The organism is Pseudonocardia kujensis (assembly GCF_021283305.1).
GTDB classification, from domain to species: Bacteria; Actinomycetota; Actinomycetes; order Mycobacteriales; family Pseudonocardiaceae; genus Pseudonocardia; species Pseudonocardia kujensis.
The window spans coordinates 36686-57796 of record NZ_JAJSOK010000038.1; the positions used below are offsets into that span (position 1 = coordinate 36686).

The following is a 21111-nucleotide window of genomic DNA, read 5'->3' on the forward strand; positions in this document are numbered from 1 at the left end:
GATGACCCCCGCCCGATGACCCCCGACCCCGTGAGCCGTACAGCGCCCGCACCCCACGCCCCAGCCCGGTCCGCCCCTGCTCCCCGCCGGCGGACCGGAGAAGCACGGAGCCCGCGGTGACCGATCAACGCAGCGACCGACCAGCAGCCGGCGGCCCGCCGCCCCGGCCCGGAGTCCCGGACGTCTGGGACATCCGCCCGAACCAGGGCCCCCCGCCCCAGGGTGGGGGGCCCTGGCGGGGTCGCGCGAGCCGGTCCGGTCCGCCCCCGGCGGGTCCGGTGCAGGGCGGTCCGGCCGGTCCGGTGCCCGCGGGCCCGCCGCAGGGCCCGCCCCCCGGCATGCACCCGCCCGCGCCGCCCGGTCCCTACGGCCCGCCGAACCGCCCGATGCCGCAGCGCGTGGGGCCCCAGGGCCGGCAGGGCCCCCCGGGCGGTCCCCCGCCCGCCGGTCCCCCGCCGCTGCTGACCCACGACGCCGCCACGTCCGGCCCGGACGACCGGCCGACGTCGCTCGCCCTGGCCGACCCGCCCGGACCGCCGCCGCGCCGCCCGGGAAGCGGAGGCGGTGGCGACGGCGACGACGGTGGTCGCCGGCCGGGACGGAGGCGGCTCGTGCGCCGGATCGTGCTGTGGGCCCTGGCCGTGCTGGTCGTGGGGCCGTTCCTGGCGTTCGCGATCGGCTGGGTGGCGTTCAAGGTGCCCAGCTCCGACGACGTGGCCAACACGCAGGTGGCCACCTTCACCTTCGCCGACGGCAGCCCGCTCGCCACGGTCCGGCCCAACAACATCAACCGGACCAACGTCACCCTCGACCAGGTGCCGCAGCAGGTGCAGCACGCCGTGCTGTCCGCCGAGGACCGCTCGTTCTTCTCGAACCCGGGCTTCGACGTCTCCGGCATCGGCCGCGCGGTGTGGAGCCAGTTGACCGGCGGCATCGGCGGCGGCTCGACGATCACCCAGCAGTACATCAAGGTGACGACCGGCCAGGACCAGTTCTCGCTCTGGCGCAAGTACCGGGAGATCGTGCTCGCCGCGAAGATCTCCAAGGAGCAGACCAAGCAGGAGATCCTGGAGAACTACCTCAACGCGATCTACCTGGGCCGCGGCGCGTACGGCATCCAGGCCGCCAGCCAGGCGTACTTCGGCAAGGACGTCCAGCAGCTCGACGCGTCCGAGGGCGCGATGCTCGCGGGGCTGATCCAGTCGCCGTCGCGCTGGGACCCGGCGAAGAACCTGGACAAGTCGCAGGAGCGCTGGAACTTCGTGCTCGACGGCGAGGTCCAGATGGGCTGGATGACGCCGGCCGAGCGCGCGCAGCAGCAGTTCCCGCAGTGGCAGCAGCCGTCGGCGGCCGAGGGCGGCATCCCCGGCGACGCCAACGGCCACATCTACAACCAGGTGCGCGCCGAGCTGGAGCAGAACGGGATCTCCGAGGCGGAGATCAACACCGAGGGCCTGACCGTGCAGACCACGATCGACCCGGACAAGCAGAAGGACGCCGTCGACGCCGCCAACGCGGTGATGAAGGGGCAGCCGAAGAACCTGCGCACCTCCCTCGTGTCGATCGACCCGAAGACGGGCGCGGTGCTGGCGTACTTCGGCGGCAACGACGGCGTCGGGCTCGACTACGCGCAGGCCTCCAAGCAGCCCGGGTCGTCGTTCAAGCCGTTCGTGCTCGCCGCGGCCCTGCAGCAGCCGGACCCGATCGGCCTGGGCACCCAGTACGACGGTTCGTCGCCGCAGGTGCTCGCGGGCCAGAAGGTCTCGAACTCCGAGGGCGTGAGCTGCGGCCGGTGCTCGGTGAAGACCGCGATGACGCAGTCGATCAACACGGTCTTCTACAAGATGGCGCTCGACGTCGGCCCGCAGAAGGTCGCCGACGCCGCGATCAAGGCCGGCATCCCGGCCGCGCCGCTGGCCAATCCGACCGGCGGCATCGCGCTCGGCGACAAGAACGTCACCACCGAGAACATGGCCTCCGCCTTCGCCACGTTCGCGGCCGACGGCGTCGCCCGCCAGCCCTACCTCGTCGCGAAGGTGACCACGAGCGACGGCCGGGTCATCTTCGACCACGGCGCCGGCTCGTCGGCCGGGACCCAGGCGTTCAGCCAGCAGGTCGCCCGCAACGTCACCGAGTCGATGACGGACGTGGCGAGCTCCTCGCGGATCGGGCTGCGGGACGGTCGCCCGGTCGCCGCCAAGACCGGCACGGTCCAGAGCAGCGTCGAGGGCCAGAACAACGACGCCTGGACCGTCGGCTACACCCCGCAGATCGCCACCGCGGTGTGGGTCGGCACGGACGACAACTCGCCGATCAAGAACTCGGCCGGCCGGCCGATCTACGGGCGCATGCTGCCCGGCTCGATCTGGCAGCAGTTCATGTCCGACGCGCTGCGCGGGACGGACGTCGAGCCCTGGTCGAAGTTCACGCCGATCGGGCAGGCCCCGGTCTCGGACTACCCGAGCCAGTCGACCGCGCCCACCCAGTCCGCCGACCCGAACGGCGACGGGCAGGACAACCAGCAACGCCGCAACCGCGACAACGGCGGCAACGGCGACAACGGCGACAACGGGAACCGCAACGGAAACGGGAACGGCAACTCCCGCAACGGGAACGGCAACGGGAACGGCGACGGGAACGGGAACTCCGGGGACGGCCGCGGGAACGGGGACGGCGGCAACGACGGCGGCGACAACTAGGTGACCCCGCCGGTCGCCCCCGGGGACACGGCGTCGTCCGCGTCGTCCGGGTCGCCCGCGGTCCGGCGGCCGACCCGCCGGACGGAGCCGTCGCACACGCCGTCCCGGGTGGTCCCGACGTGGACCGAGCCGTTCGTCGCGGCGGCCAGCCGCGTGATCGGCGGGCCCCTCGGCCGGCACGCCCTCGTCGGGCGTGCCGCCTTCTGGACCCCGCTGCGGGTGGTGCTGCTGCTCGCCGTGGTGATGCTCGCGCTGGGCTGGCTGGGCAAGTCCCCGTGCCTGCAGCAGTACCGCACGGACGACGGGCAGCTGGCGCTCGACTGGCAGAACAACCGCCAGTACGTGGCCCTGTGCTACTCGGACACGGTGCCGCTGTACGGCATCGAGCGGCTCGACGACCCGTCGGCCGTCCCGTACCGCGACACGTGGACCGACACCTCGGCCGCCGGTGCCCCGCAGACCCGGTACATGGAGTATCCGGTGCTCACGGGCTTCTACCAGTGGGCGACGGCGCGGCTGACGGACGGCTGGCAGGCCGCGGCCGCGGTGCTCCCGCTGCCGACGGCGCTGTCGGTCGTCGTGTACTTCGACCTCGTCGCGGTCGGCCTGGCGTTCGCCTGGATCGTCGCGGTGTGGGCGGTCGTGCGGCTGCGCCCGGACCGGCCGTGGGACGCCGCGCTGGTCGCGATCTCGCCGCTGGTGGCCGTGCACGCCTTCACCAACTTCGACGCCCTGGCCGTCGCCCTGGCCTGCGCCGGGCTGCTCGCGATCGCGCGCCGGCGGCCGGTCCTCGGCGGGCTGCTGCTCGGGCTCGGCGGCGCCACCAAGCTCTACCCGCTGCTCCTGCTGCTGCCGGTGCTGCTGGTCGCCGCCCGCCGCCGCGAGCTCGGCACGGCGTGGCGGACGATCGGCGCCGCCGTCGCCACCTGGCTGGTGGTGAACCTGCCCGTCGCGATCGCCTGGCCCACGGGCTGGTGGGAGTTCTTCCGGCTCAACCGCACCCGCCCCGCCGACCCCGACTCGCTCTACTACGCGCTGTCCTACTTCACGGGCTGGAGCGGGTTCGACGGCCCGCTGCACGCCGACCAGGCGCCGAACACGCTCAACGCGGTGACCGCCGCGCTGCTCGTGACCGCCTGCGCGGGCCTGGTCGTGCTGGCCGCCAAGGCGCCCCGGCCGCCCCGGCTGGCGTCGCTGGCGTTCCTCGTCGTCGCCGCGTTCCTGCTGGTCAACAAGGTGTGGAGCCCGCAGTACTCGCTCTGGCTGGTGCCGCTGGCCGTGCTCGCGCTGCCGCGCTGGCGGTTGCTGCTCGCGTGGATGGCCGTCGACGCGCTGGTCTGGGTGCCGCGGATGTTCTTCTACGTCGGCACGGACAACAAGGGGTTGCCCCCGGACTGGTTCCTCGGCGCGGTCCTGCTCCGCGACGCCGTCGTCGTGCTGCTGTGCGTGCTCGTCGTGCGCTCGATCCTGCGGCCCTCGCGGGACCCGGTGCGCGCGGGCGACCCGAACCGTGATCCGGACTGGCCGCTGCGACAGCGGTCACAGCGGCCCGCGCGCCGGGTCCGCGTGGGGCAGAGTCCGGAGCATGGCAACGGGTGAGGGCGGGGTCGGCGCCGACTCCGGGGACCGCGTCGCGGCGCTGCGCGCGGCCGTCGAGCAGCGGTTGGCCGGCTTCGAGCGGCGGGCCGTCGAGCGGCCGGACCTCAAGCGCTCCGCCGTCACCCTCACCCTGGTCACCACGGGCGGCGACGGGCTCGCCGGCGGGCTCGCCTTCCTCCTCACCCGGCGGGCCGCCACCCTGCGCCGGCACTCCGGCCAGTGGGCACTGCCGGGCGGGCGCTGCGACCCGGGCGAGACCATCACCGAGACCGGCCGCCGGGAGCTGCTCGAGGAGGTCGGGCTCGCGCTGGGCGAGGAGGCCGTGCTCGGGCTGCTCGACGACTACCCCACCCGGTCCGGCTACGTGATCACGCCGGTGGTGCTCTGGGGCGGCGCGGTGGGCGAGCTGACCCCGAACCCCGACGAGGTCGGCGAGCTGTACCGGATCCCGCTGGCGGACATCGACGTGGAGCCGCGCTTCCTCACCATCCCGGAGTCCGAGGCGCCGGTCATCCAGGTGCCGCTGTTCGACCGGTTCGTGCACGCGCCGACGGGGGCGGTGCTGTACCAGGCCCGGGAGCTGCTGCTGCACGGCCGCCCGACGCGGGTGGACCACCTGGAGCAGCCGGTGTTCGCCTGGCGCTGACCTCGCCCGGCCCGCCGGGTCCGTCCGGTTCCCTCGGTTCCCCCGGGTCCCCGGGTTCTCCGGCGACCACGGTCGCGGGCGTGCGCAGGAAGAGCACGAACAGGATCGCGAGCAGGACCGCCTTGCCCCACACGCCCAGCACCACGGCCTGGGCGGCGAAGCCGGCGCCGATCCCCGAGTCGGCCCGGACGTCGAGCAGGTAGAACCAGCGGAAGATGCCGACGCCGATGAGCGCGTCGGCCGCGAGATAGGCCGCGATCCAGCCCCAGCGCACCCGCAGCAGCACCAGGAACGGCAGCAGCCAGAGCGTGTACTGCGGCGAGTGCACCTTGTGCAGCAGAAGGAAGCCGCAGAGCATCGCCCCGCTGACCCCGATCCACGGGTAGACCGCCCCGCGTCGCCAGCGCAGCAGGCCCACGCCGGCCGCCGCCACGAAGGACAGCAGCACCAGGACGGGCGACAGCACGTCGGACACCGCCCCGAACTCCTCGCCGAGGCCCAGGTCCGCCATCAGCGGCCGGACGCCCCAGAACCAGATCGAGTTCGTGCTGACGTCGATGGGGCGCTGCTGCTGGAAGGTGAACGAGGCCGCCCAGCCGGGGAAGCCGAGCACCGCGAAGGGCAGGTTCACCGCGACGGCGGTGAGGACGCCGGCGAGGCACACCCGGACCGCGCCCGCGACGTCGGGACCCGCGCCGGGCGGGCGACCCCGTGTGAGGACGTACAGCCCCAGCGGCAGCAGGAAGACCCCCGGGTAGAGCTTCATCGCGAAGCCCAGGCCGAGCAGTACCGCGGCCCCGGTCGCCCGGGTCCGCAGCGGCACCTCCCCGCGCAGCCCGTGCAGCACGAACACGGCGCCGACGGCGCAGGCGACGGCCGGCAGGTCCCAGTTGTGGAAGGCGTAGAGCACCAGTGGCGGACCGAGCGCCCACAGCAGCGCCCGCCAGCGCGCGAGCCGCCCCAGCATCCAGCCCGTGACCAGCCCGAACGGGGCCAGGAGCAGCGCGGAGGCGAGCAGGAAGCCGGCGTCGGTCGAGACACCGAGCGCCCCGAGCCACATCAGCACGCCGGTGAGCACCGGGTACTCGACGGTGCCGCCCTGCAGCTGCCCGTCCGGGGTGATCGAGCCGTGCACGTAGGGGAACACGTGCTGGTCGACGTCCCGGCCCAGCCACAGCTTCTGGATGTCGGAGTAGCAGACGTCCCGGTACTGCCGGACCACGTGGTCGGGGCCCGACCGGCCCGCGGCGTCGAACTCCGGGCCGGTGCAGCGGGCCTTGTTGGCGTAGCCGAGCACCAGGGTCAGGCCGGTGAGCAGGACCAGCAGGACCAGGCCCGCCGTGCCGAGGGGCGCGCGTGCGGGGCCGCCGGCCGGGCCGGGGTCGTGCGCGCCCGCGTCGTCGGGCCGCGCGGCCGGGGAGCCCGCGGCCGCGCTCCCGCTCACCGCCCGAGCTTCTCGCGCAGGAACGCGATGTCCGCCGCCTGGCCCTCGGCGGGGGTCTCCACCACGACCGGTGCGTCCGCCGCGGCGCACACCGCGGCCAGGACCGCCGGCTCGATGGTCCCGGAGTCGACGTTGGCGTGCCGGTCGCGGGCGGAGTCGAACTCGTCCCGCGAGTTGTTCAGGTGCACCAGGTCGATCCGGCCGGTGATCGCCTTGGCCCGGTCCACGACGTCGACCAGGTCCTCGCCGGCCGCGAACGCGTGGCAGGTGTCGAGGCAGAAACCGACGCCGAACTCGCCCACCGCGTCCCACAGCCGGGCCAGCGCGTCGAACTTGCGGGCCATCGCGTTGTCGCCGCCCGCGGTGTTCTCGATGAACACCGGCACCGCGAAGCCGCCCTCGTCCTCCTGGCGCTGCACGAACTTGCGCCAGTTGTCGACGCCGACGGCAGGGTCCTCGTCCCTGGTGACGTGCCCGCCGTGCACGACCAGCCCGATCGCGCCGACCGCCTTCGCGCCCTCCGCGTGCTGCACCACCAGCTTCCGCGAGGGGATGCGGATGCGGTTGTTCGGCGAGGCCACGTTGACGACGTACGGCGAGTGGACCACCGTCGCGACCTCCCCGGCGGCGAGCGCCTCGGCGTGCGGGTGCGGCTGCGGCTTCTTCCACCCCTGCGGGTCGGCGAGGAAGAACTGCACGATCTCCGCCCCCCGCTCGGCCGCCGCGGCGAGGGGGTCGTCGTCGCGGACATGGGCACCGATGAGCATGCCGACGAGGGTAGTGACCCCCACCGACACTCCCGCACTCCCGCACGCCCGCCGCGGGCTGGTCGGCGGACCTGCGCCGGGTCGAGCCGATGCCGCCGGGCCGCCCCGACGCCGGGTGGGACCGCCGACCGCCGCCGGCACCCCCACCTGCGCCCGCCGCGGTTGCCCGTGCCCGAGCGGACCGGACCGTTCACGCCCGCGAACGATGGCGGGGGCGGGGCCGGACCGGCGGAAACGCGCTGGTAATCTCGTGTCCAACCGCTCCGACCGGTGGCCACCCGGGCCGCCGAGGCGAGCCGGACCCGGAGCCCCGTCTCCCGGGCCGGCCCGATTCTGTCGGTGCGGGGTGAGAACCTCCTGCCGCGGAAGCGCCGCGGCCGTTCCAGTCCACAGGAGGTGAGTGGTTCTCATGCGTCACTACGAGCTCATGGTCATTCTCGACCCGAGCCTGGACGAGCGCACGGTGCAGCCGTCGCTGGAGACCTTCCTGAACGTCGTCCGCTCCGACGGCGGTTCGGTGGAGAAGGTCGAGGTCTGGGGCAAGCGTCGCCTCGCCTACGAGATCGCCAAGAACGCCGAGGGCATCTACGCGGTGCTCGAGGTGCAGGCGGAGCCGGCCACCGTGGCCGAGCTCGACCGCCAGCTGGGTCTGAACGAGTCCGTCCTGCGCACCAAGGTGCTGCGCAAGGAGCCCAAGAAGGCCGCGAAGGCCGCCCCCGCGCGCACGCCCGCCCCCGCCGCGAGCTGAGGAGGCCCCCATGGCCGGCGAGACTGTGATCACCGTGGTCGGCAACCTCACCGCCGACCCGGAGCTGCGGTTCACCCCCTCGGGGGCGGCCGTCGCCAACTTCACGGTGGCGTCCACGCCGCGCACCTTCGACCGCCAGTCCGGCGAGTGGAAGGACGGCGAGGCGCTGTTCCTGCGCTGCAACATCTGGCGCCAGGCCGCGGAGAACGTCGCGGAGACGCTCACCCGCGGTGCCCGCGTCATCGTGCAGGGCCGGCTGCGGCAGCGGTCGTTCGAGACCCGCGAGGGTGAGAAGCGCACCGTCATCGAGATGGAGGTCGACGAGGTCGGCCCCTCGCTGCGGTACGCCACGGCCAAGGTCAACAAGGTCAGCCGCGGCGGTGGCAGCGGCGGCTTCGGCGGCGGCGGTGGCGGCGGCGGTTTCGGTGGTGGCGGTGGCGGCGGCCAGGGTGGCGGCGGCTACGACGACCCGTGGGGCTCCGCCCCGCCGGCCGGCAGTGGCCCCGCCGCGGACGACGAGCCCCCGTTCTGACCTCGATCCACACCCGCGCCTGACCGCGCGGACCAGCACATCCAGGAGCACCAGCAATGCCCAAGCCCGTCCTGCGCAAGCCGAAGAAGAAGGTCTGCGCGTTCTGCAAGGACAAGGCCCAGGAGATCGACTACAAGGACACCGGCCTGCTGCGGAAGTTCATCTCCGACCGCGGCAAGATCCGGGCCCGCCGGGTGACCGGCAACTGCCGGCAGCACCAGCGGGACGTCGCCGTCGCGGTGAAGAACAGCCGCGAGGTCGCCCTCCTGCCGTACACCTCGACCGCTCGCTGACCTGAGGAAGGAGTAGCACCGTGAAGCTCATCCTCACGGCCGACGTGCCGAACCTGGGCGCGCCCGGCGACATCGTCGAGGTCAAGGACGGCTACGGCCGCAACTACCTGCTCCCGCGCCAGTTCGCGATCGTCGCGACCCGGGGCGCCGAGAAGCAGGTCGAGCAGATCCGTCGCGCCCAGAAGGCCCGGCAGATCCGCGACCTGGGCCACGCCCAGGAGGTCGCCGGCTCGCTCAAGGAGCTGTCGGTCACCGTCAAGGCCAAGGCCGCGGGCGACTCCGGCCGGCTCTTCGGCTCGGTGACCCCGGCCCAGATCGTCGACGCCGTGCGCGCCGCCGGAGGCCCGGCCCTCGACCGGCACGCGGTCGAGATCGGCGAGCAGATCAAGTCGGTCGGCACCCACCCGGTGAAGGTGCGCCTGCACCCGGAGGTCTCGGCCGACCTGCAGGTGGCGGTCGTCGCCGCCTGAGATCGGCATCGGCGGACCAGGTCCGTCACGTTCCGTCACGAGGGCGGGATTGCGGTCGAGTCGACCGGGTCCCGCCCTCGCGGCGTTCTCGGGGCCGGGATCGCCCTCGGTGTCGATCTTCGCAGAGCGCCCCGGGAGTGCCCGCGGCGAGCGGTGGCACATCGACCGTCCGACGCGCGGGAGCGACACGCAGAGGTTACGCCTGCGTCGCTCGGTGAGCGCCCGGCTGCGCCGGGTGGACAGGTGTCGACCGGGTCCGACACGCCCGCAACGGGACGCGCCGGACGGATCGAAAAGAAAGTTGTCCACATCGGCCTCTAGTGCCCTGATCTGCGGGAAAGCGCTCTGAGCTGGGGTTGTCCCCACGGTGTCCACAGGTCGGTGGGGAGGCCCGCCTGCCCTGTCCCCGTTCCGTCCCCACGCCCTCCCCAGGGTTGTCCACATGCCGGTTTGGGCCCTGGCGCCGACTCGCCTAGCGTCACGTGCCCGGGCCGCGTGGACGATCGCCGCCCGCCCCGCGAACCGTTCGTCGCACGCCACCCGAGGGCGTGACCCCGAACGGGTGCGACGGGGCCGGGACGCTCGTCGCGCGGCCGGGAGAACCGGCCTGCGTATCGAACTCATGTTCGATAGAATGGGGCCACGTGGTGACAGGGGGTGACGTCGGGTGGCGGTGACGGATGACCGTCCCAATCGGCCGCGAGCCGTCCGCGACGGCGAGGGTCGTCAGGGCGGGGACTCCGCGGGCGGGGTGGTCCCGAACCCGTTCGACCGCCAACCCCCGCAGGACCTCACGGCCGAGCAGTCCGTGTTGGGCGGGATGCTGCTGAGCAAGGACGCGATCGCGGACGTGGTGGAGGTGCTGCGGCCGGACGACTTCTACCGGCCCGCGCACCAGACGGTCTACGACTGCATCCTCGACCTCTACGGCCGCGGTGAGCCGGCCGATGCGGTCACGGTGTCGGCGGAGCTGCAGCGCCGTGGCGAGCTGATCCGGCTCGGTGGGGCGCCGTATCTGCACACGCTGATCGCGACGGTGCCCACGGCGGCGAACGCGGCGTACTACGCCGAGATCGTCGCGGAGAAGGCCACGCTGCGCCGGTTGGTCGAGGCGGGCACGCGGATCGTGCAGCTGGGCTATCACGGGGCCGAGGGCGCGGAGGTCGAGGAGGTCGTCGACCGGGCGCAGGCGGCGATCTACGAGGTCACCGAGCGGTCCACGAGCGAGGACTACGTCGCGCTCGAGGAGCTGCTGCAGCCGACCATGGACGAGATCGACGCGATCGCCTCGCGGGGCGGGGTGTCGCTGGGCGTGCCGACCGGGTTCGCCGATCTCGACGCGTGCACCAACGGGCTGCACCCGGGCCAGATGATCGTCGTCGCGGCGCGGCCGGGTCTGGGCAAGTCCACGCTCGGGCTGGACTTCGCCCGCAGCTGCTCGATCAAGCATCAGATGACCAGCGCGGTGTTCTCGCTGGAGATGAGCAAGTCCGAGATCGTGATGCGGTTGCTGTCGGCGGAGGCGCGGATCCGGTTGGCGGACATGCGTGCGGGCCGGATGAGCGACGACGACTGGACGCGGATGGCGCGGCGCATGTCGGAGATCTCCGAGGCGCCGCTGTTCATCGACGACTCGCCGAACCTGACGCTGATGGAGATCCGGGCCAAGGCGCGCCGGCTCAAGCAGCGCAACGACCTGAAGCTGATCATCCTGGACTACCTGCAGCTGATGACCTCGGGGCGCAAGGTCGAGTCCCGCCAGCAGGAGGTCTCGGAGTTCTCCCGGCAGATCAAGCTGCTGGCCAAGGAGCTCGAGGTGCCGGTGGTGGCGATCAGCCAGCTCAACCGCGGTCCCGAGCAGCGCACGGACAAGCGGCCGATGATCTCCGACCTGCGCGAGTCCGGCTCGATCGAGCAGGACGCGGACATGGTGATCCTGCTGCACCGGCCGGACGCGTTCGAGCGGGACGACCCGCGCGCGGGCGAGGCGGACCTGATCCTAGCCAAGCACCGTAACGGCCCCACCAACACCATCACGGTGGCCCACCAGCTGCACTACAGCCGCTTCGCCGACCTCGCCCACGGCTGATCCGCGTCCACCGCCGCGTTAGGAACCGTAATGCGGCAGATCCCGGTGAAAATCCGCGTTATGGATCCCTAACGCCGAGAAGTCGGGCGGTAGATCGCGACATGGATCCATAGTGGGATCTTCGCCCGGGATCAGTGGCAGGTGTGTTCGTGCCCCACGTGGGCGTGCCGCTCCAGCTGCAGGGTGCTGTGGCTCAGGCCGAAATGGTCGCGCAGCGCGCTACCGGCGCGGTCGAGCACCGTCGCCCCGCAGCCCGTCGCGTCCTCGGCCTTCCCCGTGACCACCAGGTGCGCGGACAGGGACGGTGTGCGGTCGTTGATGGCCCACACATGGAGGTCGTGCACGTCGGCCACACCCGGCACGGCGAGCAGCGTGGAGCGGACCTCGGCGACGTCGATCCCCGGCGGCGTGCCCTCGAGCAGCACGTGCCAGACCTCGCGGAGCAGGCCGAGCGCCCGGGGCAGGATCAACGCGGCGATGAGCAGCGAGGCCAGGGTGTCGGCGTAGGGCCAGCCCGTCGTGACGAGCACGACCGCCGCGACCATGACCCCGACCGAGCCCAGCGCGTCCCCCAGGACGTGCAGCATCGCCCCGCGCAGGTTCATGTTGCCGCGGTCGCCACCGGCGAGGATCGCCAGCGACACGACGTTGCCGAGCAGCCCGGCCGCGCCGATGACCAGCAGCGGCAGGCCGGGGATCTCCGCCGGCGCGAAGAGCCGGGACACGCCCTCCACCGCCACCCACACCACCACTGCGATTAGCGCCACGGCGTTGAGCCCCGCCACGAGCACCTCGACCCGGCCGAGGCCGAAGGTCCGGTGGTGGCACGCCGGCTTGGCGGCGAGCACGGACGCCACCGCCGCGGCGGCGAGTGCCCCGGCGTCGGTGAGCAGGTGACCGAGGTCGGCGAGCAGGGCGAGCGAGCCGGTGAGCAGGGCGCCGGCGGCGCCGAGGACTGCACACGCCAGGGTCACGAGCAGCGCGGCGACCAGTCTGCGGCGGTCGCCTCCCGCCCCGCCGGCGCCGTGGCCGTGCCCGTGACCCGTTCCCATACCGCGCACGCTACCCATGCGTGATCGTGCATGTAAAGGGGAAGGGTCCCCTCACCACGCGGCGGCGATCACATCCTCGGTCCCGTCACACCCGAGGCCAAGGTCACGATTCGGTCACATACACTCGTTCGTGGTGCACCCGGTTCAACGGCGAGCGGGACGCCCGTTCCCCAACCAGGCCTTCGTGAACCCGGGGGTACCCCGACCGATGCTCAGCGACCGCGAGCGCAGCCAGTTCGCCCTGATCGAGCAGGGCCTCATGTCCGGCGATCCGCTGTTCGTGGCGCGGTGCAGCGCGCTCGGCCGCAAGGTCCGGCGACTTCGGCCGGTCCCGGCCGCCCGGACCGCCCACTCCGCGACCCGCCGCTCGGTCCACGCCGCGGGATTCCTGCCCACGCTCCTGCTCGGCGGCGGCCTCCTGTTGCTGGTGCTCGGCGGGGCGGCGGCCGCGGTGCCGATCGTCGTCGCGGGGATCCTCATGGCCATCGCCGCGCTCGGCCTGGCCCTGACCGCGCCCCAGCAGACGCGGCCGGACACACCCTAGATCGGCTCAGGCCAGATGCTCCAGGAGGAGGCGGTTCGTCTCCTCCGCACTCTGCATCGTCGCCAGGTGGCCGCCGCGCAGCACCTCCAGCCGCGCCCCCGGGATGCCCTCGGCGATCGTGCGGGCGTGCGGCTCCACGGGGGTCGAACGGTCCTCGTCGCCGGCGATCACGAGTGTCGGTGCCGCGACGGCACCCAGCCGGTCCCGGTGGTCCCAGACCTCGATGGCCTCGCAGCAGGCCTTGTAGCCGGCGTCGGGCGAGTCCGCGACCCAGCCGATCGCGCGCTCGACCACGTCCGGGTGCTGAGCCGCCCAGTCCGGGGTGTACCACTTCTCGACGATCCCTGCGGCGATCGGCGCCGTACCGCCGGCCTCGACGGCCTCGATCCGCTGCCGCCAGATCGAGCGATCCGGGAACGCCGCGGAGGTGCAGCACAGCGCGAGCCGCGCGATGCGGTCCGGGTGTTCCGAGCCGAGGTACATCCCGACCATCCCGCCGAGCGAGAGGCCGCACCAGTGCACGCGCTCGACGCCCAGCGCGTCGAGCGTGGCCAGGACGGCCTCGGCCAGCGTCTTCATCGTGTACGGGCCGGGCGGGACGGGCGAGGCGCCGTGCCCGAGGTGGTCCATGCGGATCACCCGGAACCGGTCGGCGAGGGCCGGGAGGTTCGGCTCCCACATGTCGAGCGTGCTGCCCAGCGAGCCGAGCATCACGAGCACGGGCCCGTCCTCGGGTCCGTCCGTCCGGGTGTGGAGCAGGTCGGTCATGGGCCCGATCCTGTCATCCGCCCCGCAGGGCGGCGACCTCCTCGGCGGTGGCCGGCTCCGTGACGCCCACCTCGTCCGCGACCTCGAGCGGCCAGCCGGTCTCGGCGCGCACCCGGTCGACGGTGACGCCCGGGTGCACCTCGGTGAGGACGAGCTCGGCGGTGGCGGGGTCGGGCCGCAGCACACCCAGGTCCGTGACGACGGCGACCGTCCCCGCCCCCCGCAGGCCCAGTTGCGCTCGGTCGAGCGGGCCGGCCAGCGCGCCGGGCGCGGTCACGAAGTCGACGCGTTCCACGAAGGCGGGAAGCCGGTGCGGCAGCAGTACGACCACCCGACCTGCGCCAGCCGCGATCTCCGCCGCCGCGCCCGCACCGGTCAGCCGGTCCGTGGGCTCGTCGTACTCACCGAGGACGGTGGTGTTGACGTTGCCGAACGCGTCGACCTGGTCGGCGACGAGCAGGCCGACGTCGATCCGACCGCTCTGCAGCCAGCCGGACAGATCGGCGACGCCGGCGGCCGCGGCGGGCACGCCGTCGACGGTGCCGTCGTCGCCGAGCACGGTCAGCCGGGGCGCGTGCACGGCGCGGGCGAGCCGGGCGGCCCGCCGGGCCGGTCCGCAACCGGCCACGCACACCTCGCCGTCGGTCAGCATCCGGGCCGCGGTGACGAGCATCTGGTCGCTCACGCGCGGATCTCCTCCAGCCAGCTCGTGAAGCGGGTCCGGTCGCCCGAGACGCCGGCCCAGGAACGGTCCACGGCGTCGTCGCAGGCGGCCCCGTCCCGCGGGGTGGGGGGCACCACCGCGATCCGGGTGACCGCGAACGCCGGCAGGACGACGGCACCGTGCTCGGGTTCGAGCTCGTCGACGACCTCCTCGACCGTGACGAGGGCGCGGCGCGCGGCCAGCACGGCCTCCTTGCGCAGCCCGGGAACCCCGCCGAGCTGCACGTTCCCGGCCCGGTCGGCGCGCCGGGCGTGCACCACGGCGAGATCGGGCCGGAGGGCGGGCAGCGCGGTGAGCTCCGCGCCGGTGAACGGGCAGCGGACCGTCGCGACGTGCGTGACGGCCGCGAGATCGGTGCCGGTGTAGCCGTCGCGGACGGTCGCGAAGGGCAGCCCGGAGGCGCCCGCGACATAGCGCGCGGCCATCCCGGCCTGCGTGTGCTCCTCGATCTCCAGCGGCGCCGGCCAGCCCGCGACCAGGGCGTCCCGGATCCGCTGCAGGCCGGGGTCGAGTCGGGAGAACACGAGCTTGCGCACGCATCCCGCGCCGACGAGCTGGTCCCCGGCCGGGCCGGGCGCGGCGCCGACGAGGGTGAGCTCGCGCGACCTGCGGCGCAGGATCGCGTGGGCGGCGGCCGCGGGCACCGCCGTACCGAGCCCCTCGAGGGCGATCTCCGCGCCGTCGTGCACCAGGGCGTCGACGGCGTCGGCCAGCGGCGAGATCGTGGCCACGGCGCGAAGTTAACGGGCGGGCGCAGGGGCGGCAACCGGACGCACGTGACCGCCGTGACCCCTGCGGTGCTGGTCACGATCGGCGGCGACGCGGACACCGGCGGTGCCACGCTCGTGCCATGACCAGCGTCATCTCGCAGAACGAGGCCGCCGAGGGCGCCGGCCCCGCGGCTGCTGCCGGCACGTTCCGGATCGGCGAGGGGCCCGCGGTCCACCGCCTGGGTTTCGGGGCGATGCGGATCACGGGGCCCGGGGTGTGGGGTCCGCCCGACGATCCCAAGGCCGCGCTCGACGTGCTGCGTCGCGCCGTCGACCTCGGTGTGAACCTCGTCGACACCGCGGACTCGTACGGGCCGGAGACCTCCGAGCAGCTGATCCGCGAGGCCCTGCACCCGTACGACGGGCTGACCATCGCCACCAAGGCGGGCCAGCTGCGTCCGGGGCCGGGGCAGTGGACGCCGTGCGGGCGGCCCGAGTACCTGCGCCAGCAGTGCGAGCTGAGCCTGCGCCGGCTCGACGTCGAGCGCATCGACCTGTTCCAGCTGCACCGCGTGGACCCGACGGTCCCGGCCGCGGACCAGTTCGGCGTCCTCGCCGAGCTCAAGGCCGAGGGCAAGATCGCCGAGGTCGGCCTCTCCGAGGTCTCGGTCGAGACGATCGAGCAGGCCCGCGGCGTCGTCGAGGTCGCGACGGTGCAGAACCGCTACAACCTCATCGACCGCGCCAGTGACGACGTCCTGCGCTACTGCACCGAGAACGGCATCGGCTTCCTGCCGTGGCACCCGGTCGCGGCCGGCGCCCTCGCCGAGCCCGGCGGCGCCGTCGCCGAGATCGCGTGGGCCCACGGTGTGACCGCGCCGCAGGTCGCGCTCGCGTGGCTGCTGCAGCGGTCGTCGGTCATGCTCCCGATCCCGGGCACCGCCGACCTCGCGCACCTCGAGGACAACTGCCGCGCCGCCGAGCTCGAGCTCGACCTCGCCGAGATCGACCGCCTCGACGCGGGCCTGTCCGAGCTCTGACCTGCGAGCTCTGACCTGCGAGCTCTGACCTGCGAGCTCTGACCTGCGAGCTCTGACCTGCGAGCTCTGACGTGCGAGCTCTGACGTGCGAGCTCTGACCTGCGAGCTCCGCCCTACGACACCCTGCGCGCGGCCCCGGTGACCGGCGGGGCCGCGCGTTCGGCGGTGCGGGTGATGTTGCGGACCATGCCGCCGAAGACGATGCCGTGGAAGGGCGCGACCGACCACCAGTACAGGTGGCCCGCGAGCCCGTGCGGCACGAAGACCGCGCGCTGGGTGTAACGGGAGCCGCCGGGGTCGGGGCCGACGCCCATCTCCAGCCAGGCCAGCCCGGGCACCTTCATCTCGGCGCGCAGCCGGAGCAGGGTGCCGTCCTCGATCTCCTCGACGCGCCACCAGTCGAGCGCGTCGCCGGTGTGCAGCCGGTCGGGATCGCGCCGACCGCGGGCGAGCCCGACGCCGCCGACGAGCCGGTCCATCCACCCGCGGACCGACCAGGCCAGCGGGAACGAGTACCAGCCGCGCTCGCCCCCGATCCCGGCGACGACCCGCCAGAGCTCCTCGGGCGGTGCGGAGCAGGGCTGTTCGCGGTCGTCGGTGTAGACGCTTCCGCCGGACCAGTCGGGGTCGCTCGGCAGCGGGTCCGACGCCGCGCCCTCGACGGCGGCGCCGGACCAGTGCGTCTCGACGTCGCCGTTGCGGATCTTCGCAAGGGCCAGCCGGACGGCCCGGTCGTAGCCGATGCGGCCCTCGGGCGGGTCCGGCACGTAGTGCAGGATGTCCTGCTCGCGGCACACCACCTCGTGCACCAGCGACTCGATCAACGGCGCGGCGATGCCCTTCGGCACCGGGGTGACGATGTTGACCCAGTGCGCCGACAGCTGCGGCGTGAGCACCGGGACGCCCACGACCCGGCGCCGCGGGAGCTCCGCCACCGCGGCGTAGCGCTGCATCATGTCCAGGTAGGTGAGCACGTCGGGGCCGCCGATGTCGAAGGTCCTGTTGACCTCGGGCGGCAGCTGGGCGGCGCCGATCAGGTAGCGCAGGACGTCGCGGACCGCGATGGGCTGGATGCGGTTGTGCACCCAGCGCGGCGTGAGCATCACGGGCAGCCGCTCGGTGAGGTAGCGCAGCATCTCGAAGCTCGCCGAGCCCGAGCCGAGGATCACGGCCGCCTGCAGCGCCGCCGTCGGAACGCCACTGCGCAGCAGGATCTCGCCGACCTCGGCACGTGAGGTGAGGTGCTCGGACAGCGGCCCGTCCGGGTGCAGGCCGCCCAGGTAGACGATCCGCCGGACGCCGGCGGCGCGGGCGGCCTCGGCGAGGAGGAGCGCCGCCCGCCGGTCGAGGGCGGAGAAGTCCCGGTCGGTCAGGGAGTGCACGAGGAAGTAGACGACGTCGACGCCCTCGCAGGCCCGGCGCACGCTCTCGGCGTCGAGCAGGTCGCCCTGCACGATCTCGGCGTGCCGGGCCCACGGCACGTCGCGCAGCTTGCCGGGATCGCGGACCAGGCAGCGCACCTCCGCGTCGGCGCCGCCCTCCTCGAGCAGGCGGGGGGCCAGCCGTCCGCCGATGTACCCGGTCGCACCGGTGATCAGGTATCGCACCCGCCCGATCCTCCCGCCGCGGGCCGGGATCGGCACGTCAGCCCGTGCCGGCCTCCGCCCGGGCGGGCCCTCGGGCGGATCGTGCCCCTCGAGCGGAGCGTGCCCTCAGCCCGACCGCCGCAGCCGGCTCTGGACCCGGCTCCACCAGGAGGGCACCCGGATGCGGTGCGCGGTCTCGGCGTTGGCCTCGTGCGGGTCGACGGCGTTGATGGTGCGGGCCGGGGGCTCGTCGTCGCGGACGAAGGAGCGGATCGCCGCGCTGAGCACCGCGAGCAGCGGCACGGCCAGCAGCGCGCCGGGGATCCCCGCGACGACGACGCCGCCGGCCACCGCCAGCACCACGGCGAGCGGGTGCAGCCGCACGGCCCGGCCGAGCAGCAGCGGCTGGAGCACGTGCCCCTCCAGCTGCTGGACCCCGATCACGACGGCCAGGATGATCACCGCCGGGATCGGCCCGTTGGCCACCAGCGCGATGAGCACGGCGACGGCACCGCTCACCACCGCCCCGACCGTCGGCACGAAGGCACCGAGGAACACGAGCGCCGCCAGCGGGACGACGAGCGGCACGCCGACCGCCCACAGCCCGATCCCGATCCCGATCGCGTCGACGAAGGCGACCAGCACCGTGGCCCGCGTGTAGCCGACGAGCGTGGCGAAGGCCCGTCGCCCGGCGATGTCGACCTTCTCCCGGCGCGCCCGCGGTGCGGCCTTGAGCAGGAAGACCCAGATCCGCCGGCCGTCGTAGAGGAAGAAGATCAGCGTGAACAGCGTGAGCGCGAGGCCGGCGCCGACCTCGGTGATCGTCGCGGCCGTGGTCAGTACGCCGGAGGTCAGGTTGGCCTGGCTGTTGGTGAGCGCCTGCCCGATCTGCGAGGGGATGTTGCGCAGCTGCTCGGAGCTGAGGTTGAACGGCGGCCGCGCCAGGAACTGCTGGATCGAGGTGAGGCTCGCCGTGAGCTGTTCCTGCAGCTGTGCGAAGCCGCCGATGAACGTGTTGACCACGAAGGACAGCAGCCCGCCGATGACGCAGAACCCCGCGACGATCGTGATCGCCACGGCCGGGCCGCGCGGCACCCGCCGCGCGACCAGCCAGTGCACGACCGGCGCCATCAGCGCGGAGATCAGCGTCGCGATCGCCACCGGGATGACGACGACCCGTAGCTGGATCACCAGGAAGACGAGCAGGCCGAACGCCGCGGCGATGATCAGGGCGCGGGCCGCGACCTCGGAGGTCACCCGCAACGGGGTGGGCACGTACGAGGCCGCGTCGCGTCGGCTGCGCTGTTCGGGGACGACCGGGGACGGCGGCGGGACCGGGGTTCCCGCAGGTTCCGGGGTGCGCGGTGGGACCCCGGCGTCGGCGGGTTCGATCTCCGGGCCGGTCGCGGCCGCCCGATCGTCGGTCATCCGCGCACGGTAGCCCCTCGCCGATCGCGCCGCGGGCCGATCGTGCGTGATGTCGTCGGGGGAGGACGCGGCTGCTCCGTTCCAGTGACCAGGAGTTGCGGGGTGCACCGTATTGGCCTAGCGCTGGGTGCCTTCGGTTACGGATTGTTGAATTACACCCGTGTAGTTGACCGTCTCCTGAGCGGTCACTGGTTCAGTTGGGTGAGACAGCGGTGACGCAGCGAGAGACGCGGTGGTTGCGGTGACACGCAGAACCGTAGTGATCTTGGGCCGCGGACCCCCGGGCCGACACGCCGGGCGGCGTCGATCACGCCCGATGGTGTGGCGGCCGACGGGTCCGGGTGCCCGGTCGTCGGTGGCGCGGGGACCAGCGGCGACGGCGTCGAGCGGAGCCGGCGCGGACGCCGGTCCCGCGCCGTTCCGATGATCGTCTCCACGGCGCCCGGGGCGGCCGGCGGGACCGTTCGTCCCGATCGGGTGAGGTCGAGCTGGAGACGCAGGTCCCCGGACCTCGGAAGGCGTCCGGAGGGCTCCGCAAGCCCCGGCGAGGCGTCACCGAGCGTCCCGAAAGTGGCTCCACCGGACGCGGAGAGCGACAACGGCGGCTCCCGTGCACCGCCACACCACCCGAACGGCTGGAGATGGCCCGAAAGCGGGTAACGACCGCACCCGACCCGTTTCCCCGAAGTGGTGACCCCGTTGTGGGTGGTGTGTGCGGCCGAACGGCCCTGTGGGGACAGGGCCGATGGCAGCATCGCGCGGCACACGGACGACGCGAGGTGGAGAGATGACGGAGGTGCGGGGCGTGACCGACAGGGAGCGAGCCCTCGACGGGGCGGTCGGCCGGCGTAAGGCCACGGTGCGGGTGCGGGGCGTCGAGGACACCGGTCCGTTCCCGGGGCGCCACGCCAGCCGGACCGAGATCGCAGCGGAGACGCCGATCTTCCACGCCCTCACGGTCGGCGGCTGGCGGGGCCGGCAGACCGAGCAGACCGCCCGGCAGGCGCCGGCGCGCCGGCCCGGCCGCCGCTCGGCGGAGGCGCTCGACGACTTCCGCCGCGACCCGCTGACCGCGCCGATCCCGGTGCAGGCCTACACGGCGCTGACCACCCGCACCACGCTTCCGACGCCGCCCGTCCAGCCGCCGATGCCGCAGCCGGTGCCGCAGTCGGTGCCGCAGCCGGTGCCGCAGTCGGTGTCGCAGCCGGTGCGGCAGTCGGTGCGGCAGCCCGAGCCGGCCCCGGTGTCGGCGGGCTACGACCGTGCGCCGCTCTACGCCGCGCACGTCCCGACCTACGCGCCCGCCGCCCCGGCGTACACCTCGCTGACGGACACGGGTCCGCAGGCGTTGGGCGAGCTGTCGTCGCGCACGGGGCGCCACCACCGGCGGGCCGTCGGGTCCGGGTCGGGGCACCACCACCTGGCGTACTGACGCCGGGACGAAGACCCCGGGGCTGGGGAGTCCCGGTGATGAAGGAAAGCAGTACCCGGGACCGAGAGGGACCGGTGATCAGGAAACTGACCGCGGCAGCTTCGGGCCGCGGCGGACGTCGGTCGGCTGGGGAGCGGATCGGCGTCGACCAGGGGGCCGGTGGGCCCGGGGTCCGGGGGAGTGACCGGATCGCGGAACCACCGGCCCTCGTCGTCGGCACAGGGAGCCGCGCACTGCGCCGAACCGGCCGCCGGAGCCGCGTCATGGTTCCATAACGCGCAGAAACCGCCCAAAAAATCGCGCTATGGTTCCACAACGCGCAGAAGTCGGGCGTGAAATCGCACTTTGGCTCCATAACGTGTAGAAACCGCCCGAGAATCCGCACTATGGCTCCATAACGCAGAAGCCGGCAACAGAAGCGCGTTGTGGTTCCATAACGCGCGAAAACCGCCTGCGAAATCGCGTCATGGTTCCATGACGCGCGAAAACCGCCTGCGAAATCGCGTCATGGTTCCATGACGCGCGGAGCCCGCCGCGGAA

Annotated in this window: 18 protein-coding genes; 11 read left to right on the forward strand and 7 right to left on the reverse strand. The window is 73.4% G+C overall.

Going from position 1 to position 21111, the window contains the following annotated elements:
• Positions 1–611: 611 nt before the first annotated feature.
• The 3 genes from LWC35_RS23855 (at position 612) to LWC35_RS23865 (ending at position 4944) form a co-directional block, all read left to right on the forward strand.
• Complete coding sequence (locus tag LWC35_RS23855; protein WP_232872480.1) at positions 612–2699, forward strand: transglycosylase domain-containing protein; 2088 nt, start codon at positions 612–614, stop codon at positions 2697–2699.
• Positions 2700–2807: 108 nt separating this feature from the next.
• The gene (locus LWC35_RS23860) at positions 2808–4298 is read left to right on the forward strand and encodes a glycosyltransferase family 87 protein (protein WP_232872481.1); all 1491 of its coding nucleotides are present in this window, start codon (positions 2808–2810) and stop codon (positions 4296–4298) included.
• The gene (locus LWC35_RS23865; RefSeq protein WP_232872482.1) at positions 4285–4944 is read left to right on the forward strand and encodes an NUDIX hydrolase; all 660 of its coding nucleotides are present in this window, start codon (positions 4285–4287) and stop codon (positions 4942–4944) included. Before LWC35_RS23860 ends, LWC35_RS23865 begins: the two co-directional genes overlap by 14 nt.
• A gap of 1440 nt (positions 4945–6384) precedes the next feature.
• On the opposite strand, the gene LWC35_RS23875 is transcribed toward LWC35_RS23865, so the two are convergent.
• Positions 6385–7155: a deoxyribonuclease IV gene (locus tag LWC35_RS23875; RefSeq protein WP_232872483.1), complete on the reverse strand. Its 771-nt coding sequence runs from the start codon at positions 7153–7155 to the stop codon at positions 6385–6387.
• 409 nt (positions 7156–7564) lie between these two features.
• On the opposite strand from LWC35_RS23875, the gene rpsF reads away from it, so the two are divergent.
• From rpsF to dnaB, 5 genes are all read left to right on the forward strand, one after another.
• Entirely contained in the window at positions 7565–7903 is a 339-nt protein-coding gene (gene rpsF / locus LWC35_RS23880) for a 30S ribosomal protein S6 (RefSeq protein ID WP_037042071.1), read from the forward strand.
• 10 nt (positions 7904–7913) lie between these two features.
• Entirely contained in the window at positions 7914–8435 is a 522-nt protein-coding gene (locus LWC35_RS23885; RefSeq protein WP_232872484.1) for a single-stranded DNA-binding protein, read from the forward strand.
• A gap of 56 nt (positions 8436–8491) precedes the next feature.
• Positions 8492–8728, forward strand: a complete 237-nt coding sequence (gene rpsR, locus LWC35_RS23890) for a 30S ribosomal protein S18 (protein ID WP_037042067.1) — start codon at positions 8492–8494, stop codon at positions 8726–8728.
• Positions 8729–8748: 20 nt separating this feature from the next.
• Entirely contained in the window at positions 8749–9198 is a 450-nt protein-coding gene (rplI, locus tag LWC35_RS23895; protein ID WP_232872485.1) for a 50S ribosomal protein L9, read from the forward strand.
• Between the two features lie 667 nt (positions 9199–9865).
• Positions 9866–11287, forward strand: coding sequence for a replicative DNA helicase (dnaB, locus tag LWC35_RS23900; RefSeq protein ID WP_372463090.1), 1422 nt, complete (start codon positions 9866–9868; stop codon positions 11285–11287).
• A gap of 131 nt (positions 11288–11418) precedes the next feature.
• On the opposite strand, the gene LWC35_RS23905 is transcribed toward dnaB, so the two are convergent.
• Positions 11419–12339 (reverse strand): cation diffusion facilitator family transporter, encoded by a 921-nt coding sequence (locus LWC35_RS23905; protein ID WP_232872486.1) that lies wholly within the window; start codon positions 12337–12339, stop codon positions 11419–11421.
• A 208-nt stretch (positions 12340–12547) separates the two neighbouring features.
• Between LWC35_RS23905 and LWC35_RS23910 the strand changes: the two genes are divergently transcribed.
• On the forward strand, positions 12548–12883 hold the full coding sequence (locus LWC35_RS23910) for a DUF3040 domain-containing protein (protein ID WP_232872487.1): 336 nt from the start codon (positions 12548–12550) through the stop codon (positions 12881–12883).
• A gap of 6 nt (positions 12884–12889) precedes the next feature.
• Here the strand turns inward: LWC35_RS23910 and pcaD are convergent, their stop codons facing one another.
• Genes pcaD through LWC35_RS23925 form a run of 3 tightly spaced genes read right to left on the reverse strand, consistent with a single transcriptional unit; the run spans position 12890 to position 15106 of the window.
• Positions 12890–13651: a 3-oxoadipate enol-lactonase gene (pcaD, locus tag LWC35_RS23915; RefSeq protein ID WP_232872488.1), complete on the reverse strand. Its 762-nt coding sequence runs from the start codon at positions 13649–13651 to the stop codon at positions 12890–12892.
• 13 nt (positions 13652–13664) lie between these two features.
• Complete coding sequence (locus LWC35_RS23920) at positions 13665–14336, reverse strand: CoA-transferase (RefSeq protein WP_232872489.1); 672 nt, start codon at positions 14334–14336, stop codon at positions 13665–13667.
• Complete coding sequence (locus LWC35_RS23925; RefSeq protein ID WP_232872490.1) at positions 14333–15106, reverse strand: CoA transferase subunit A; 774 nt, start codon at positions 15104–15106, stop codon at positions 14333–14335. The genes LWC35_RS23920 and LWC35_RS23925 overlap by 4 nt, the downstream gene beginning before the upstream one ends.
• A gap of 119 nt (positions 15107–15225) precedes the next feature.
• On the opposite strand from LWC35_RS23925, the gene LWC35_RS23930 reads away from it, so the two are divergent.
• Positions 15226–16125, forward strand: coding sequence for an aldo/keto reductase (locus LWC35_RS23930; protein WP_232872491.1), 900 nt, complete (start codon positions 15226–15228; stop codon positions 16123–16125).
• A 113-nt stretch (positions 16126–16238) separates the two neighbouring features.
• Here LWC35_RS23930 and LWC35_RS23935 read toward each other — a convergent pair whose 3' ends face one another.
• Together LWC35_RS23935 and LWC35_RS23940 are read right to left on the reverse strand one after the other, a co-directional pair.
• Positions 16239–17732 (reverse strand): SDR family oxidoreductase, encoded by a 1494-nt coding sequence (locus LWC35_RS23935; protein WP_232872492.1) that lies wholly within the window; start codon positions 17730–17732, stop codon positions 16239–16241.
• Positions 17733–17837: 105 nt separating this feature from the next.
• Positions 17838–19139 (reverse strand): AI-2E family transporter, encoded by a 1302-nt coding sequence (locus LWC35_RS23940; RefSeq protein ID WP_232872493.1) that lies wholly within the window; start codon positions 19137–19139, stop codon positions 17838–17840.
• Between the two features lie 805 nt (positions 19140–19944).
• Here LWC35_RS23940 and LWC35_RS23945 point away from each other — a divergent pair.
• A complete protein-coding gene (locus tag LWC35_RS23945; RefSeq protein ID WP_232872494.1) occupies positions 19945–20571 on the forward strand; it encodes a hypothetical protein in 627 nt (208 codons plus the stop codon).
• Positions 20572–21111: the final 540 nt, after the last annotated feature.